Source organism: Arthrobacter sp. TWP1-1 (genome assembly GCF_049897845.1).
Classification (GTDB): Bacteria; Actinomycetota; Actinomycetes; order Actinomycetales; family Micrococcaceae; genus Specibacter.
In genome coordinates, this window is sequence record NZ_JAFCXC010000009.1 from 79979 (window position 1) to 94263 (window position 14285).

General features: G+C 59.1%; 14 protein-coding genes. 3 read left to right on the forward strand and 11 right to left on the reverse strand.

All coding sequences use genetic code 11. The features are described from left to right. Positions 1 to 26 precede the first annotated feature (26 nt). The 7 genes from ACP7B9_RS14645 to ACP7B9_RS14675 form a co-directional block, all read right to left on the reverse strand. Positions 27 to 1349, reverse strand: a complete 1323-nt coding sequence (locus ACP7B9_RS14645) for a DUF6350 family protein (RefSeq protein ID WP_425864539.1) — start codon at positions 1347 to 1349, stop codon at positions 27 to 29. A gap of 168 nt (positions 1350 to 1517) precedes the next feature. After that, on the reverse strand, positions 1518 to 1721 hold the full coding sequence (locus ACP7B9_RS14650) for a cold-shock protein (protein WP_038467205.1): 204 nt from the start codon (positions 1719 to 1721) through the stop codon (positions 1518 to 1520). A gap of 409 nt (positions 1722 to 2130) precedes the next feature. Then, positions 2131 to 3024, reverse strand: a complete 894-nt coding sequence (locus ACP7B9_RS14655; protein WP_425864541.1) for an alpha/beta fold hydrolase — start codon at positions 3022 to 3024, stop codon at positions 2131 to 2133. Positions 3025 to 3073: 49 nt separating this feature from the next. Continuing rightward, positions 3074 to 4720, reverse strand: coding sequence for an acyl-CoA dehydrogenase family protein (locus ACP7B9_RS14660; RefSeq protein WP_425864543.1), 1647 nt, complete (start codon positions 4718 to 4720; stop codon positions 3074 to 3076). An 86-nt stretch (positions 4721 to 4806) separates the two neighbouring features. Further along, positions 4807 to 5241, reverse strand: a complete 435-nt coding sequence (locus ACP7B9_RS14665; RefSeq protein ID WP_425864545.1) for a DUF1810 domain-containing protein — start codon at positions 5239 to 5241, stop codon at positions 4807 to 4809. Further along, a complete protein-coding gene (locus tag ACP7B9_RS14670; protein ID WP_425864546.1) occupies positions 5238 to 5945 on the reverse strand; it encodes an alpha/beta fold hydrolase in 708 nt (235 codons plus the stop codon). Before ACP7B9_RS14670 ends, ACP7B9_RS14665 begins: the two co-directional genes overlap by 4 nt. A 53-nt stretch (positions 5946 to 5998) precedes the next feature. After that, positions 5999 to 6580, reverse strand: coding sequence for a helix-turn-helix domain-containing protein (locus ACP7B9_RS14675; RefSeq protein WP_425864548.1), 582 nt, complete (start codon positions 6578 to 6580; stop codon positions 5999 to 6001). 96 nt (positions 6581 to 6676) lie between these two features. Between ACP7B9_RS14675 and ACP7B9_RS14680 the strand changes: the two genes are divergently transcribed. Further along, positions 6677 to 7600: an NAD(P)/FAD-dependent oxidoreductase gene (locus ACP7B9_RS14680; protein ID WP_425864550.1), complete on the forward strand. Its 924-nt coding sequence runs from the start codon at positions 6677 to 6679 to the stop codon at positions 7598 to 7600. 167 nt (positions 7601 to 7767) lie between these two features. Here the strand turns inward: ACP7B9_RS14680 and ACP7B9_RS14685 are convergent, their stop codons facing one another. Next, a complete protein-coding gene (locus tag ACP7B9_RS14685) occupies positions 7768 to 9387 on the reverse strand; it encodes a hypothetical protein (RefSeq protein WP_425864551.1) in 1620 nt (539 codons plus the stop codon). 499 nt (positions 9388 to 9886) lie between these two features. Beyond that, complete coding sequence (locus tag ACP7B9_RS14690; RefSeq protein WP_425864553.1) at positions 9887 to 11398, reverse strand: acetyl-CoA hydrolase/transferase family protein; 1512 nt, start codon at positions 11396 to 11398, stop codon at positions 9887 to 9889. A gap of 182 nt (positions 11399 to 11580) precedes the next feature. Between ACP7B9_RS14690 and ACP7B9_RS14695 the strand changes: the two genes are divergently transcribed. Further along, positions 11581 to 11946, forward strand: a complete 366-nt coding sequence (locus ACP7B9_RS14695; RefSeq protein ID WP_425864555.1) for a hypothetical protein — start codon at positions 11581 to 11583, stop codon at positions 11944 to 11946. Between the two features lie 38 nt (positions 11947 to 11984). Then, entirely contained in the window at positions 11985 to 12380 is a 396-nt protein-coding gene (locus ACP7B9_RS14700; protein WP_425864557.1) for a hypothetical protein, read from the forward strand. A 65-nt stretch (positions 12381 to 12445) separates the two neighbouring features. On the opposite strand, the gene ACP7B9_RS14705 is transcribed toward ACP7B9_RS14700, so the two are convergent. Both ACP7B9_RS14705 and ACP7B9_RS14710 read right to left on the reverse strand, forming a co-directional pair. Further along, positions 12446 to 13354, reverse strand: coding sequence for a DNA-methyltransferase (locus tag ACP7B9_RS14705; RefSeq protein ID WP_425864558.1), 909 nt, complete (start codon positions 13352 to 13354; stop codon positions 12446 to 12448). A gap of 65 nt (positions 13355 to 13419) precedes the next feature. Continuing rightward, positions 13420 to 14205, reverse strand: a complete 786-nt coding sequence (locus tag ACP7B9_RS14710; protein WP_425864560.1) for a glycosidase — start codon at positions 14203 to 14205, stop codon at positions 13420 to 13422. Between the last annotated feature and the right edge of the window lie 80 nt (positions 14206 to 14285).

The following is a 14285-nucleotide window of genomic DNA, read 5'->3' on the forward strand; positions in this document are numbered from 1 at the left end:
ATTTTAGGGGCACGGGGCACCAAGCCCTATTCGGCTACGTCTTCACGACGGCGCAGCATGTGCAAGCCCTCGCGTTCTCCTTCGAGCCAAGGGCCTAGCAATGAGCCAAGCATGACGCCAATACCGATTTCGGCACCGACCCACAGGGCAGCCGTGAACGGGTCCGGACCAACTTCGGTCAGCCGCCCCACGCCAGCCGAGCCCTGTGAGAGCCAGAACAAGACCCAGGCAAAGCCAGCCGCCACAGTGCCAGTAACGGCGCCAAGGAAGATCGTCGAGCCGGGCAGTGAGAGCCAGCGCAGGGAGGTCTTCTGCGAGAGCCATTCATCGAAGTGGTTCTCGCCAGCACGGACAAACCACCAGCCGGCCAGGGTTCCGGCAATGACGGGGATCAGCAGTGCGGCAAAACCCCAGGTCAGGGTTCCGGTGGGCAGTGCGGCGAGGATCGGGATGGGCGGCACGGGTGCCACCGAGGTTCCCAACGGGGACACCGTGGATCCAACGCCCAGCTGGAAGCCGTCGCCACCGGCCCACGCCAAGGTCCAAATGGCAAGGTTCGGCATGAAGGCCAATTGTGAAATGGTGAGAGCCGATCCGCCGATGGCACCCGGGCGCAAGGCCTGATAGACCGCGACAATATCGGCCCACCGCGCCATGAGATTGATGGCCAGCATGAGAGCTGAAAGGGCCAGCGCGGACATGGCAGCAATAAAACCGGAGCGCAGCACGGTCCAAGCATAGGAGCCGGCCCAGCGCTGATCCTGACTCGTCTTCTCAATCCAGTCCGAGGCGCTCATACCAATCAGGCGGCTCCATGAACCAGCCTCGAGCCGCGCACCAACAATGAGCCCGGCACCTGCAGGTATGACAGGGATGAACGTGGCCGCCAGCAATGGCGCATTGAATCCCGGGTCGCTGCAGACAAACGCGGTGGCCATCCCGGCTGCCCCGTAGACAATCGCTGCACTGAGGAGCGGTTGCCACAGCTGATCCGTATAAGAGGCCCTGGCCAGACGCCGACCGGCACGCCAAGAAAGGAAGAACGGCACCATTAAGAGGCCAAGAGGCAGCAGGCTGAAGGTCCCAGTCTCAACAGAGGCTGAGCTGGGGCCGCTGCCCAAAGTGAGGTTGAGTGGAACACCGTGGCCCAGGAGCCAGATCTGCCCAGCCAAACGGGCAACTACGGCCCCATCTTTTTGTTCGAAACCTCCGGCAAACCAGGTGGCCGCCAAGGGAATGGCAACGATCAGGGCCGAGATAACGAACATTTGGGCAGACTCAAAGGCCCCTTGCAGCCAAAGCGGCATGGGAATCCCGTCGCGTTGGCGCTTGACCGCATTGGTGTTCATCGTCTTCAATGGTGCCACATGGTGGGCATTTGTCTCGCGAACGGCGCTCGTGGACTTCCCCACAAAACGCTTTTAAACACAAATAAGGCCCGGGCGTACCCGGACCTTATTTGTTCAAGCCCTAAGGACTAAAGAATTTGCACGGTTACCCGCACGATTTCTTCAGAATTAGATAGCCTGGATGTTGACTGCCTGAGGACCCTTGGGACCCTGCTCAACATCAAAGGAAACCTTCTGGTTTTCTTCGAGGGAGCGGTAGCCCGAGGAGTTGATCGCTGAGTAGTGAGCGAAAACATCCTGTGACTGGTCATCGGGAGAGATGAAGCCGAAGCCCTTTTCAGCGTTGAACCACTTGACGGTACCTGTTGCCATTATTTCTATTTCCTTCTGAAGTTGGAGATTCCGCCCGACCTTCGGGCCTCCGTGTACGGTGTAAGTCCGCTTCTCCAGAAAAGCGACGTCTTCCCCGAAAGGATGGCGTCGCTTCAACTACAAAAAACGCAACACTACAACTACGAACAAGTATACATGTCTGAGGGGGCTGTGCCAGTTAAAACTGAGAGGTGCGTCACTAATTCTCAATGAGGGTCCTATGGATTCAAAAAATTCCCCTAGATTCAGGGGATTTTTTGATGGCATTTGCGACGTGTCACTCATTGTTTACTGATTGTTCACCGGGCATGTCGGATAAAAGTTGCGTCATAGAAGGAAGTTCGACGCCGGGCCCTTACCTTTTGCGCGGCCGCCCCGAACTTCTCCCCTCACCTGGCTGCTGCTGTACTTACCGCTGGCGCTCCTGCTCCCGCAGCCAGGCAACCACCTCAGGCCACAGTCCCTCGCGCAGCCCGCGGCGGAAGAATCCCATGTGCCCAATCGCGGCCACACCAAAGTCCGCCGGCGAATACGTACGCCGCTCAACGGCAGCAGCGGTCAAGTGATCTGTGATCGCCTCGATCTGCTGCGGCGTTGCCCAGGGGTCGTCGCTGAAGCCGATAGATAAGACGGGGCCTGTCACCTGCGATGCCCTATGAGCGGCGTTCATTGACGGATCGTCAAAGAAATACCCGGGCTTTCGGGACCAGCGGCTCCATTCGAGCATGGCGCCAGCCGGAATATCTTCGCCCAGGCCCAGCTTGCTTCCTGGCACATAACCCAGCACCCTGCCGGTCAATGGTCCCGCCACACGCAAAATCAGCCAGACCTTGCACCGTTCCAGCAGGGAAGGGATGGTTGCCGTGACGCCAGCATGCGAAGCGATGGAAACCATCCCCAGGAGACCATCCACCCCGGATCCCAAGGACAAGGCGTGCCCACCAACACTGTGCCCAATGGCGAACCGTGGCAGTTTCGGGAACTCAGCAGCGGCCCACTCGGCCACGTCCGGGACGTCCTGGTCCATCCAGTCCCGCATACGAAGAGAGCGATTGACCTTCGGCGACCCAGATTTACCCGTGCCGCGATAGTCGTAGCTAATGACAGCGAAGCCCTGTTCAGCCATGTACGTTGCGAATGCGGAATAGAGCCGTTCCGGAACGGCGGTTGCCGGATGAACCACCACGAGGGCACTCGGTTCAGTGTCCGACGGCGTCCGCAACGTTCCGCGAATCTGCCCGCCACCCCGGGATGCGATGCACAGGTCCACGGAGTCAATCACGCAAGTCTCATTGTTACTCATGAGTAACATCGTAGGGTCTTGCCTCAGAATTGTCTGCAGCTGACGGCGTCTAGACCCGTTCCAGAATTCCTGCCAGGTCCGAGTGTGCGGGCAAGTTTCCGTAGTTAAAGGAGCGTTCGGTTCCCAGCCGGGAAATCACGAACGCCTCTGACACCGAGACCGGGGCAAAACGAAGCAACAACGACGCCTGCAACGCCAGTGCCATTTTCTCCACTATGTTGCGTGCTTCCCCGGCGAAATCCAACGGCGCCGCCCGCATGGGTGCCAGCTGCTCCTTGAGCCGGGCCACGAAATCATCGAAGACGGGGTGCTCCCCCGAGGCCACCCGCAGCTCCGCAAAAAATGCGTCAACGGATTCAGGCTCATTTCCCATGGCCCGCAAAACATCCAGTGCGATGACGTTGCCCGTGCCTTCCCAGATCGCCATGACCGGCTGCTCCCTGTAACGCATCGCCAGCGGGAAGTCCTCGGTATAACCGTTGCCACCCAAACATTCCATGGCCTCATAAGCATGATTCGGGCCGCGCTTGCACACCCAATATTTGGTGACGGCAGTGGCAAGGCGACGGAAAGAGAGTTCGGAGGGTCCGGCGTCGTTATCAAAGGAACGGGCCAGACGCATGCTGACGGCGGTGGCGGCCTCGGATTCCAGGGCCAGATCAGCCAACACATTCGTCATGGCGGACTGGTCGATCAGCCGCGCACCAAAGGCCTGCCGATGCCGAGCATGCCACACCGCCTCGACCACAGATTGGCGCATGCCGGCCGCCGTGCCCAGCACGCAATCAAGGCGGGTCCGGCCCACCATGCCCCTGATGGCGCGCACGCCGCGGCCAGGTTCGCCCACGCGCAGGCCCAGCGTATTGGCGAACTCAACCTCGGAGGAAGCATTGGATCGGTTGCCGAGTTTGTCCTTGAGCCGCTGGAGCAGGAATGTGTTCCGCTCGCCATCCGGCAGTACGCGAGGCACCAGGAAACAACCGAGCCCGGCATCCTCCTGCGCCAAGACCAGGAAGGCATCGGACATGGGCGCCGAGCAAAACCACTTGTGACCCGTGAGCAGGAAGTGATCGCCATCGGGTACGGCGCGTGTGGTGTTGGCTCGGACATCGGAGCCACCCTGCTTCTCGGTCATGGCCATGCCGAACAACGCACCCGCTTTGCCCGTCCCCAGCAACGGAGAGTACGTCCGCGAGTACAGCCGCGGCAGCCACTCCCCCGCAAGCGCCGGAGTCTGCATCAGGGATTCGACGGCGGCGTGACTCATGGAAATCGGGCAGGCGTGGCCGGGCTCAACCTGCGCAAACAGCATGAACTGGGCGGCCCGCAAGGCATTGGCTCCGGGCCCGGGCTGCTCCCACGCGGCGGTATGCGCACCGGCCGCCACCGCCTGCGAAATAATCCGATGATATGCGGGGTGGTATTCCACGTCATCAATGCGCTGCCCGTATTTACTGTGCGTATGAAGAATGGGGGTGTTCTTATTGGCCAGCCGGGCATCGTCCTGAAACTGCGCTGAACCTACGACGGCGCCCGTCGCCTCGAGCGCCTCGCTTGCCGGAGCATCCCCGATGGCAGGCAAATACTCCCGCAACGGAATGTTCGCGGTGAACTCGTTGATGTCCACGCGCGGTGGGGGCTGGTTGGGTACGCCGCGCGGTGGGTGGGAGAGAGGTCCGGCAGAATTGACGGTCATGGCAACAGGCTACGCCTCTCGGTCAAGTGGCTACCTCGGCTGGGCAGTTGTGGATGCGGCACCGAGCCGTCAGTGTTGGTGCGGTCTCAGGGCTGCGAGCGCCAGCTGGCCAGGATCTTTTCCGTGGCGTGATCGGCACTGCCCTCGAAGAATCGCTCGAGCACTTCGCGGAACAGTTCCTCCTCTGGAACCGCCACGACGAAAAGCGTCATGCATGACTGCAGCTTCCTGGAATCGACAACCCCGAAGATGTCTACGGCGCTACGGTCACGCGTGGCCATGACAAGTGAAGCGCATTCCCGAAGTCGGGCTCCGAGAATTGGGTGGGCTGCGTAGTCCACGGCCTCCTGCAGGGACGCTATGGCATACAACTGCGCCCAAGGGCTGGTACCAAGTCCACTCACCTGCGGGAAAACAAACCACATCCAGTGGGTGACTTTGAGCCCAGTGGCTATTTCGGTGGTGACGTCGCTGTATATAGGGTCTTGCGCCTCAAGAAAGCGATCCAGATTGCGGCTCATGGGGTTCCTTCATTTGTATTGGCTGACAGCATCTCCACGCACGCACCGTCCAGGAATTCAGCCACCTCGCGAGGATGGGACAGCATCGGTGCGTGGCTGGAGTCGATCTCCGTGATCGCGGCACCTATGCGCTCAGCTATCTCGTGCTGCAGCCCCGGCGGGACCGCCTGATCTTGGGTTGCCACCAAGTAATGACTCGGCAAGGGCAGCCACGCGGGCGGGCCTACCTTCACCCGGTCCAGACCAATCCGCACCATCCGCTGTGTGGCCGCGGCGATAGCGATGGTTTCCGCCACCGCATCACCTGCGATGACGTCTCCGAAGTGAGCCCTATCTATATACGTATAGTCGCCGGCCACTACAACGTGTGCCGGGATTAAACTTCCGGGATATTTGCGCGACAGTCCGCTCACCGATTCACCTTCGGCCGGGGCGAAAGCGGCAACGTAGGCGAGCGCTTTAACGGACTCGACACCCTGTGCAGCCTCTCCGATGACTGCCCCGCCGTAAGACCAACCCGCCAGTAACACCGGCCCCGCCACAGTGGCGAGCGTGCGGCGGACGGAGGCAACGTCGTCGTCCATGGAATTCAGGGCGAGCTGGGCGGCCACGGGCTCGTGTCCCATGGCGCGCAGTTCGGTGATGACCTGGGCCCACGCCGAGCCGTCCGACCACAGTCCGTGAACTAAAACTATCGTTGCCATGCCCGCTCCGTTGCTGTTTCGCCCAATGTATCAGCTGCAAAAATAGGGCGCCGCTACTTCGCGGGCGCCGCGCGAACGTGCATGCGTTCCCCCTGCGGACCAAAGAGGGTCAGGAACTCAACGCTCTCGGTGGTGGCCCGGCCAAACCAGTGGGGTGTGCGGGTATCGAACTCGGCAGCCTCGCCTTGCTTGAGCTCAAAGTCCCGCTCCCCCAGCACAACTCGCAGACGGCCGCGCAAAACGTACATCCATTCGTATCCCTCGTGGACCTGCGGATCGGGTTGGGGCAAGGAACTGCCACCGGGAAGGAGCAGTTTGAAGGCCTGCAACCCACCAGTGCCGCTGCTGAGCGGGAGATAGGTCTGCCCATTTCGCTTGAAGGGGCGCAGATGGACGCGCGGGTCTCCTGTTGCCGGGGCACCGACGAGCTCGTCCAGCGGAACTGCGTGCGCCCGGGCCAGCGGCAGCAGCAATTCAAGGTTCGGCCGCCGCTGCCCGGATTCCAGGCGCGAGAGCGTACTGACGGAAATACCTGTGCTCTCCGCCAGCTCCGCCAGAGTGCTGCCCCTCTGAAGTCGGAGCGCTTTGAGCCTGGGGCCCACGCCGGACAGTACCGCTTCGGTCTCATTAGCCATAGCCCCAGTTTGCCATTCCGGCAACAAAGATTGCCAGTCTTGCAGGTCGCGGGGCACGCTTGAATAACCAACACATTTCAGCAGAAGGCGGACATCATGCAAGACGTAATCATCATTGGCGGCGGCACAGCCGGTCTCAGCGCGGCGCTTCAGTTGGGGCGCTCGCGCCGGTCCGTGACAGTGGTCGACGCCGGGAATCCTCGCAATGCGCCGTCACCTGCTGCCCATGGTTTTCTCACGCGCGACGGCGTTGCTCCCCTAGAGCTGACCCGGCTTGGTCGCGCTGATCTTGAGCCCTATGACGTAAGCGTTGTTGAAGGAACGGTCACGAATGCGGTCAAGGACAACGACGGTTTCCGGGTCACGCTGGCCAGTGGCGACGTCCTGACAGCGACGCGGCTCTTGATCACCACGGGTGCGGTGGATGTACTTCCGGAAATTCCTGGACTGGCCGAACGGTGGGGCAAGGACCTGGTGCACTGCCCGTATTGCCACGGCTGGGAAATTCGTGATGAGGCCATCGGTGTCATCGGCAGCAGCACCATGGCGGTTCATCAAGCACTGCTCTTCCGCCAGTGGTCACCCAACATCACACTGTTCCTTAACAGCGCACCCCAACCAACCGACGCCGAACGTCAACAATTGGCAGCCCGCGGGATCAAGCTCATCGAGGGACCAGCGTCCAGGATCCACAGCACAGATGGCGCAGTAAGCAGCGTGGAGATGGCCGATGGATCCAGCCATCCCGTCCAGGCGTTGACGGCGCAGTCGCGGTTGGTAGCGCGCGGCAAGTTCCTTCGAACGCTGGGGCTGGTTCCGGTGTCCAGCGAATTTGGCGAGCTGATCGAAGCAGACGCAACCGGACTTACAGATATTCCCGGCGTTTGGGCGGCCGGGAACGTCACGGACATGAGGGCCAACGTTGTGGCCTCAGCTTTCGCTGGCGCCATGTCCGGGGTGGCCATCAACATGGACATGATGGCGCAAGAGTTGGCCGAGGCCGTGGCCGCCCACTCGTGAAATAGCTGCGGGGCTAAGCCGGGTTCCCAAAAATGCACCTCTGGGAGCCCGGCCTACACATTGCACTTATTGTCTGTGCCACGCGGCGACGAATCCACCGTTCTTCGCAACGCGCAATAGTCGTTTACTTCCAGATCGTTCTCGCGGTCATCTGAAGTAACGCGTATCTAGACCGTCTTACGCATGATTGTCACCGTTGGCATAAATCCAACCTCACCCACGTCATAGCCTCCGCGAGTATGAGCTTTCACCCGAATTGTCTTCTCAGCGTTTCGATGCGATCCGGCAGGTCGACGCATAGTTTCCCTGACTGAATGGGCGATTTTGGCCCCATGCTGAATAAAGAAGTCTTCACCTAATCCGGCTGAAACTACATCTCCTTCGATAGTGATTGGGACGAGCCAAGAACTCTGCGGCTTATAGCTCAGGACTCTTGAAGGTGTTGCCGCCTTACCCGCGAAGTAGTTCCTTCCTAGCGGTGCATTCGGCTTTTCTTGAACTCTTCGAATCTTGTACCCGGCACGCAACATATTTGCGGCCTCGGCCAAGAATGCTGCCGTAGTTCGTGCAGAATCATCCAGTCCCACACCACTTTTCAAGGTGAACTGTTCGCCTACCAAAGCCTGATATTTGCCGTCGAACATACCTTCCAGCCAACTTGCCAGATCTTGGAATCGCACAATACAAATCGATATATTTCGCTCGATTGACCAGAATATGAATCTACTTCGCCCAAGATCAGTCAACAGTCCGGTCGACATCGGGAGGAGCTTTTTCGTCTGGACAATTAGTGTCTTTTCTGAGACTTGGCCCGAGTTCCGCCTTGTCTTTTCTGCGATAGCGTTGCCAACGTCGTGGTAGGCAAACAAACCGAATTTGCCGACAAAAACCTGACTCATGACCCCCAGCAGTGTCTCTTTAGTTCCCTCAAACTGCGGTTGATCTGTTGCCAGAGCCGTCCGAATTTTCCGGTCCAGCTTGACTACTCGTCTGAACTGATCAAATAGCACGGCATGATCTTTGGGCGAAAAATCCCCAAGTGTATTGGTCAGTTGAGAGATCTCACGGGCACCGATACCCACGGCCGTATGAACAGTTGGACGGTCGGAATTTCTCCTAGAAGACGCTCCGGAGGTCGTCCTTTCTGGATTAAGTTCTCTTGCGATAGTTCGCTGCGCCCGTTGGCTGCGCAACGCTGCGACCGCTGGATCCTTCGGCGGCACTATCGCCATTCCAGAAATAGAACTGTTAGCAGCAGGGAAGCCCCTCTTTGGCCGGCTAGTCGTTTCATTGGCCGAAATTTTGTCGTCTAACATCCGAGCCAAGTTGGGTTCGTCTTGTGACCCACGAGCTTTCACTGCAACACTTTGTTCCGTCAAGACGTTTAGCTTCGCCTTTACGGCGGCGCGATTCTGATCGATTCTCAGGTGAAAATGCTGCTGGACTTGAGGCCAACTACGGTTCGGATGAGCTACGACATCTCTGCGTATAGGTAGGTAGCCACCATTGAGCAGGTGCTGTCGGTAGTTCACGTCAAGAAGATCGTAGTCGGACAACCTAATTCTCCCGTCAGCCCGCGGAACATAGTCCGAGGCCTTCCACGGTTGCTTCTGGAGTTGCTGATAGTGAGAAACAAATTCTGTGAGCGAATCACATTCTGCCTGACTTAGCAAAAATGAAGATGGACTGGCGCCGACAGGAATCCCTAGTACACGTGCCTCCTCGACAAGCAACGCTATTGAAAAATCTAAGCGTCTCGCGAGACCACCCAGTCCAACAGATTCCATCGACCCTCGAATATTCCGACTTCGAGTGGGAGTGTGTCTAGACGTCACGTCCGACCTCTTGACGGCGACCCTCTTGGGTTTCCTAACTTCGGAATACTCGCTCCGAAATTGCCGTGCCGGACTCGATTTAGCTGAGGATTTACTTGAAGCCGTCCTCTTAGGGGCCGCTTTTATCTCTGGCGCCCCCGCATCGCGTATTACCTTACGATCGTCCCGGACCCCAGGAAGCGTTGCACGAAGTGATTTCAAAAGCTGAATTTGATCATCAGAAAATGCGGACATTATTATTCTCCCAACAGAATAAGAACGGGCGGAAAGACGATGAGCGCGAAATTTCTTCTCGATGAACTCAGATCTATGCGCTCAAATCGACCTTGTATTGAATCCTATCGATGGGGTATGACATTCATCCGCGGATACGCACGCACGACTCCGCACGTAGACAAAATTGACCCGCCGAAATAGATATTCCAGCGTTCCATTCACCTACCTGCACTCCCTAGAGCCGCATGTCCCCGGTCTCGATGTACCGCTGGTGCCAGGACAGTGCCTCGCCCATCAGGTGCGGTGTGTGCTTGCCATAGGAATCACGCAGGGCGCGGTCGAAGTAGTCCTCGAGCATCGGCTTGTATTCCGGGTGCGCCAGCTTTTCCGTGATCAACCGGGCGCGCTGCTTCGGGGAAAGTCCGCGAAGGTCGGCGTAGCCCTGCTCGGTGATGAGCAGCATGGTGTCGTGCTCAGTGTGGTCAACGTGGCTCGCCATCGGCACAATGCCGGAGATGCGGCCGTCCTTGGCCACCGACGGGGACATGAAGACGGAAAGGAAGCCGTTGCGGGCAAAGTCGCCGGAGCCGCCGATGCCGTTCATGACATGCGATCCAACCACATTGGTGGAGTTCACGTTGCCGTAAATATCGGCCTCAATCATGCCGTTGAGCGCAACGCAGCCCAAACGGCGGACCAGCTCGGGGTGGTTTGAAATCTCCTGGGTCCGCAACACAATGCGTTCCCGGTAGAAGTCCACGTTCTCGTTGAACTCGGCAATGCCGGCCTCGGACAGTGAGAATGACGTGGCCGATGCAAACGCAATGGTGCCGTCCTTGATCAGTCCCAGCATCCCATCCTGGATGACCTCGGTGTACGCCTTGAGCCCGTGGTATCCACCACGGGACAGCCCGGCCAGCACGGCGTTGGCAATGTTACCCACGCCCGATTGCAGCGGCAGCAGCTTATCCGTCATGCGCCCGGACTTGATTTCTCCGTCGAGGAAATCAAGCAGGTGGTCCGCAATCTTGTTGGAGGTGGCATCAGGCTCTGCGAAAGCGGAGAGCCGGTCCGGCGCGTCCGTCTCAACCACGGCGATGATTTTCGAAATATCAACGTCAAGGTACGGCTGACCAATCCGGTCTTCCGGCTGCGTCAGCATGATCGGTTTGCGGAATGGCGGCAGGGCGGTGCCGTAGTAGATATCGTGCATGCCGTCCAGACCTGCCGACTGCTGCTGGTTGACCTCGATGATCACGGCATCGGCCATGTCCAGCCAGGTCTTGTTGTTACCCACGGAAGAGGAAGGAATCAGGCTGCCGTCTTCACGAATGCCCACAACTTCAATGATGGCGATGTTGATGTCGCCGTAGAATCCGAACCAGGTGTGCTGGGCAACGTTGCTGAGGTGAATATCCATGTATTCAATTTCGCCGTCATTGATCCGCTTGCGCAGTGCCGGATCGGACATGTACGGCAGGCGCATTTCAATGCCGCCGACTTTCGCGAGCACGCCGTCGAGCTCGGGAGCGGTGGAGGCGCCGGTGAGAATCTTGATCTTGAAATCGGATCCCGCGGCATGCGCAGCTTCCATCTGGACAGCCAACGCCTGCGGGACTGACTTCGGGTAGCCGGCACCGGTAAAGCCACTCATGGCAACTGTCATGCCGGGCTTGATGAGAGCCGCCGCGGCCTCAGCTGACATACGCTTTTCCAACAGTCCGGAGTGGCGGATACGGTCATGCACGGTGGGCCTCTTTCACAACGTTGTCGAGACATCCTGCAATGCCATCCCAACCACTATAGACCGTGACGCAGGATACACCAGAACCAAAGTCTGGTCTATAGTTTTGACTCATCGAAAGTACGACGTCGAACCCTCCTGAGCTGGGCACTGGAACCTACCGCCGTTGCTGGTAGAAATAAGGGATGACCGAGAATCCCAGCCACCCTCCAGTTCACGGCGAACTGCGCCACAATCAGCGTTCGCAACTTAGCGGGACTGTTGCCTCACTGATTGGCTGGGCCGTGGTGATTCTGCCGATCGTCCTGCTGGCCATACTCATTTTCGCCGCCGTGATGGATCCCAGCGCTGGCATGGCCACACCTGGACGGATTGCGATCGCCGTTGGAGGCGCCGCGCTGCTGTTCTGCATGATCGCCGCACCCCATCTACTGGGGCAGGCCGTGATTCATCGCGAACGAGCCATGTGGAGAGCCGCGCTCATCACCGGCATTCCCGCGGCATGCGTGGTTATCTACTTCGTGTTCCGCTGGCTCAGCAACCTCGGCTGACATAGAAACCGTTCAGTTTCGCATGCCAAACTGGAACCATGCCCCGTCCCCACAGTGAGATCCCGTCCCAACGTCTGGCTGTCGCCCGGGCCCAGTCCGCAGCGCCCTCCACCAAGCCGCAACGCTCCGTGTGGTGGACCGTTGGCATCGTGCTGGTGGGTTGGGCAGTGCTGGCTTACCCCATTATTCTGATGACCCTAATCTCGCTGGTGATCATGACGGGCTCACTTGATGGCGAGGTCACAGCGTCAGGAGTGGCATTGGGAATCCTCGGGATGATTGGCGCCCTGGCTATGTTGGCATTCCCGGTTATGTTGGGCTTCGCCGTGAAAGTTCGACGCCGGGCGCTCTGGATCCCAGCGCTGCTCACCGGCGCGCTGACCATCGCCGCCTGCATCTACCTCACGGTGGAGTGGCTAATCCCGCTGGGCTGAGCAAAACCGCTGATTGAACGAAGGCCGCTGGTCGAGCCTGTCGAGACCCGACTCAAAGGCAAGCCCTATTTAGCACTCTCATGCTGAATAAATTCGACCTTCTCCGGATCCAAGCGAGTCTTCATCACAGCGATCGCCTCGGGGTTCTGGTCAACCATGACAAAGCGGCGATCCAGCTCCAATGCAGCTGCCCCGGTAGTGCCGCTGCCTCCAAAGAAGTCCAGCACCCAGTCACCCTTTTCGGTACTGGCCTGAATGATGCGACGCAAGACGCCGAGGGGTTTCTGCGTGGGATAACCGGTTTTTTCGTGGCCGTTGGGTGAGACGATCGTGTGCCACCAGGTATCGGTGGGCAGTTTTCCGAGCGCCACTTTTTCGGGCGTCACTAGACCGGGAGCCATATAGGGCTCGCGGTCCACTTCAGTGCTGTTGAAGTAGTACGTCTTGGGGTTCTTCACGTACACAAGAATGTTGTCGTGCTTGGCGGGCCACTTCTTTTTGGAGCGTGCACCATAGTCGTAGGCCCAGATGATCTCGTTGAGGAAGCACTCCCGGCCGAAGAGGGCGTCAAGGAGCACCTTGGCGTAGTGAACCTCGCGGTAATCGAGGTGGAGGTACAGGGTGCCGTCGTCGGCAAGTAGGCGCCAGGCCTCTTCAAGACGCGGTTCAAGGAATTCCCAGTAGTCGCCGAACGAATCGTTGTAGCTGAGCGTCAGGCCCTTGATCGTGTCGTAGCTGCGGCCCTTGAAACCCACGCGCGAGCCTGTTTCGCTGCGCACATTGGTCATGTTCTGACGGGCCTGGACCTTGCCGGTATTGAACGGCGGGTCAATGTAAATCAGGCGGAAACTCGCGTCCGGCAGCGTCCCCAGGAAGCTGAGATTGTCCCCCTCGGCGACCAGGTTATTCCCGTCAGCCCGCCAGGTTGTTGCCGGAGCTGGGCTCAATGGGGAATCGCTCGCGTCCGTTGTCATGCACCAAGGCTATCGGGGCGACCGGTAAGCCCGAAACTGAACTCATCCCGGCCGCCCGATTGCTCCTAGCCTTGGGCGCGCAAAACGTCTTTCGTGGCGTGGTCGTAGTGGAACGAGATGGGGCCGCCGGAGTGTGCGAACTCGTGATTGGCACCATCTAGGACACCAAACGCACCATAGTTTTCATCCCAGGATCCGTTCACAACAGCCTTGTAGCTGTACTGCCCCGCCGGCAAATCCGCAGAGAGCTGCCAGGTGCCTGTTTCTGCCAGCGTCATCTGGAGACTCGGGTGGTTGGGATCCCAGTTCTCAGCACCCAGGGCGTGGCCAAAGTTTCCGGCCAGGGCCACTGACGCGGGCTGGTTTTCGAGTACGACGCCGGGTGCTTCAGTCTTCTTTGCCGCGGCAGCTTTCGCTGACGGTGCCTTGGCTGACGTCTTCTTTGCGGCAGGTTTCTTAGCCGCCGGCTTTTTGGCTGCTGCTTCAGCCGGCTTTTCAGGCAACGGTGTGCCAGCCGGGATCAGGGTTCCGTCGCTCAAAGCGTCGGCCAACTTATCGGCGGTATCGAAAGCAACGGTTGCGCGCAGACCGTTTTCGGTGATCTCCCAGCCGCCGCGGCCCTTGGTGATCCAGCCAACCTTGACCAGGTCAGCCGTAGCCTTGGTGAGGTTCTTGTGTCCCCGGGGAATACCGCCGCTAAGGAGTTCAGACTCTTCCTTGGAGAACGGGATACGAGCGGCAGCCTCAGCGAGGACCACTCCCCCATTGGGCTTCTCGTCCAGCCACGATCCGGCGGCCATGATGTCAAGGACTTCTTTGAGTCGGCGGTTGTTATTGTCACGAATGCTCATGGCAGATCTCCTCTTGAAGCGGGGGGTACATGTCCACTCTGGCATGTAACGCAGGTTACGCGCTGGTAGATGACGCGGGG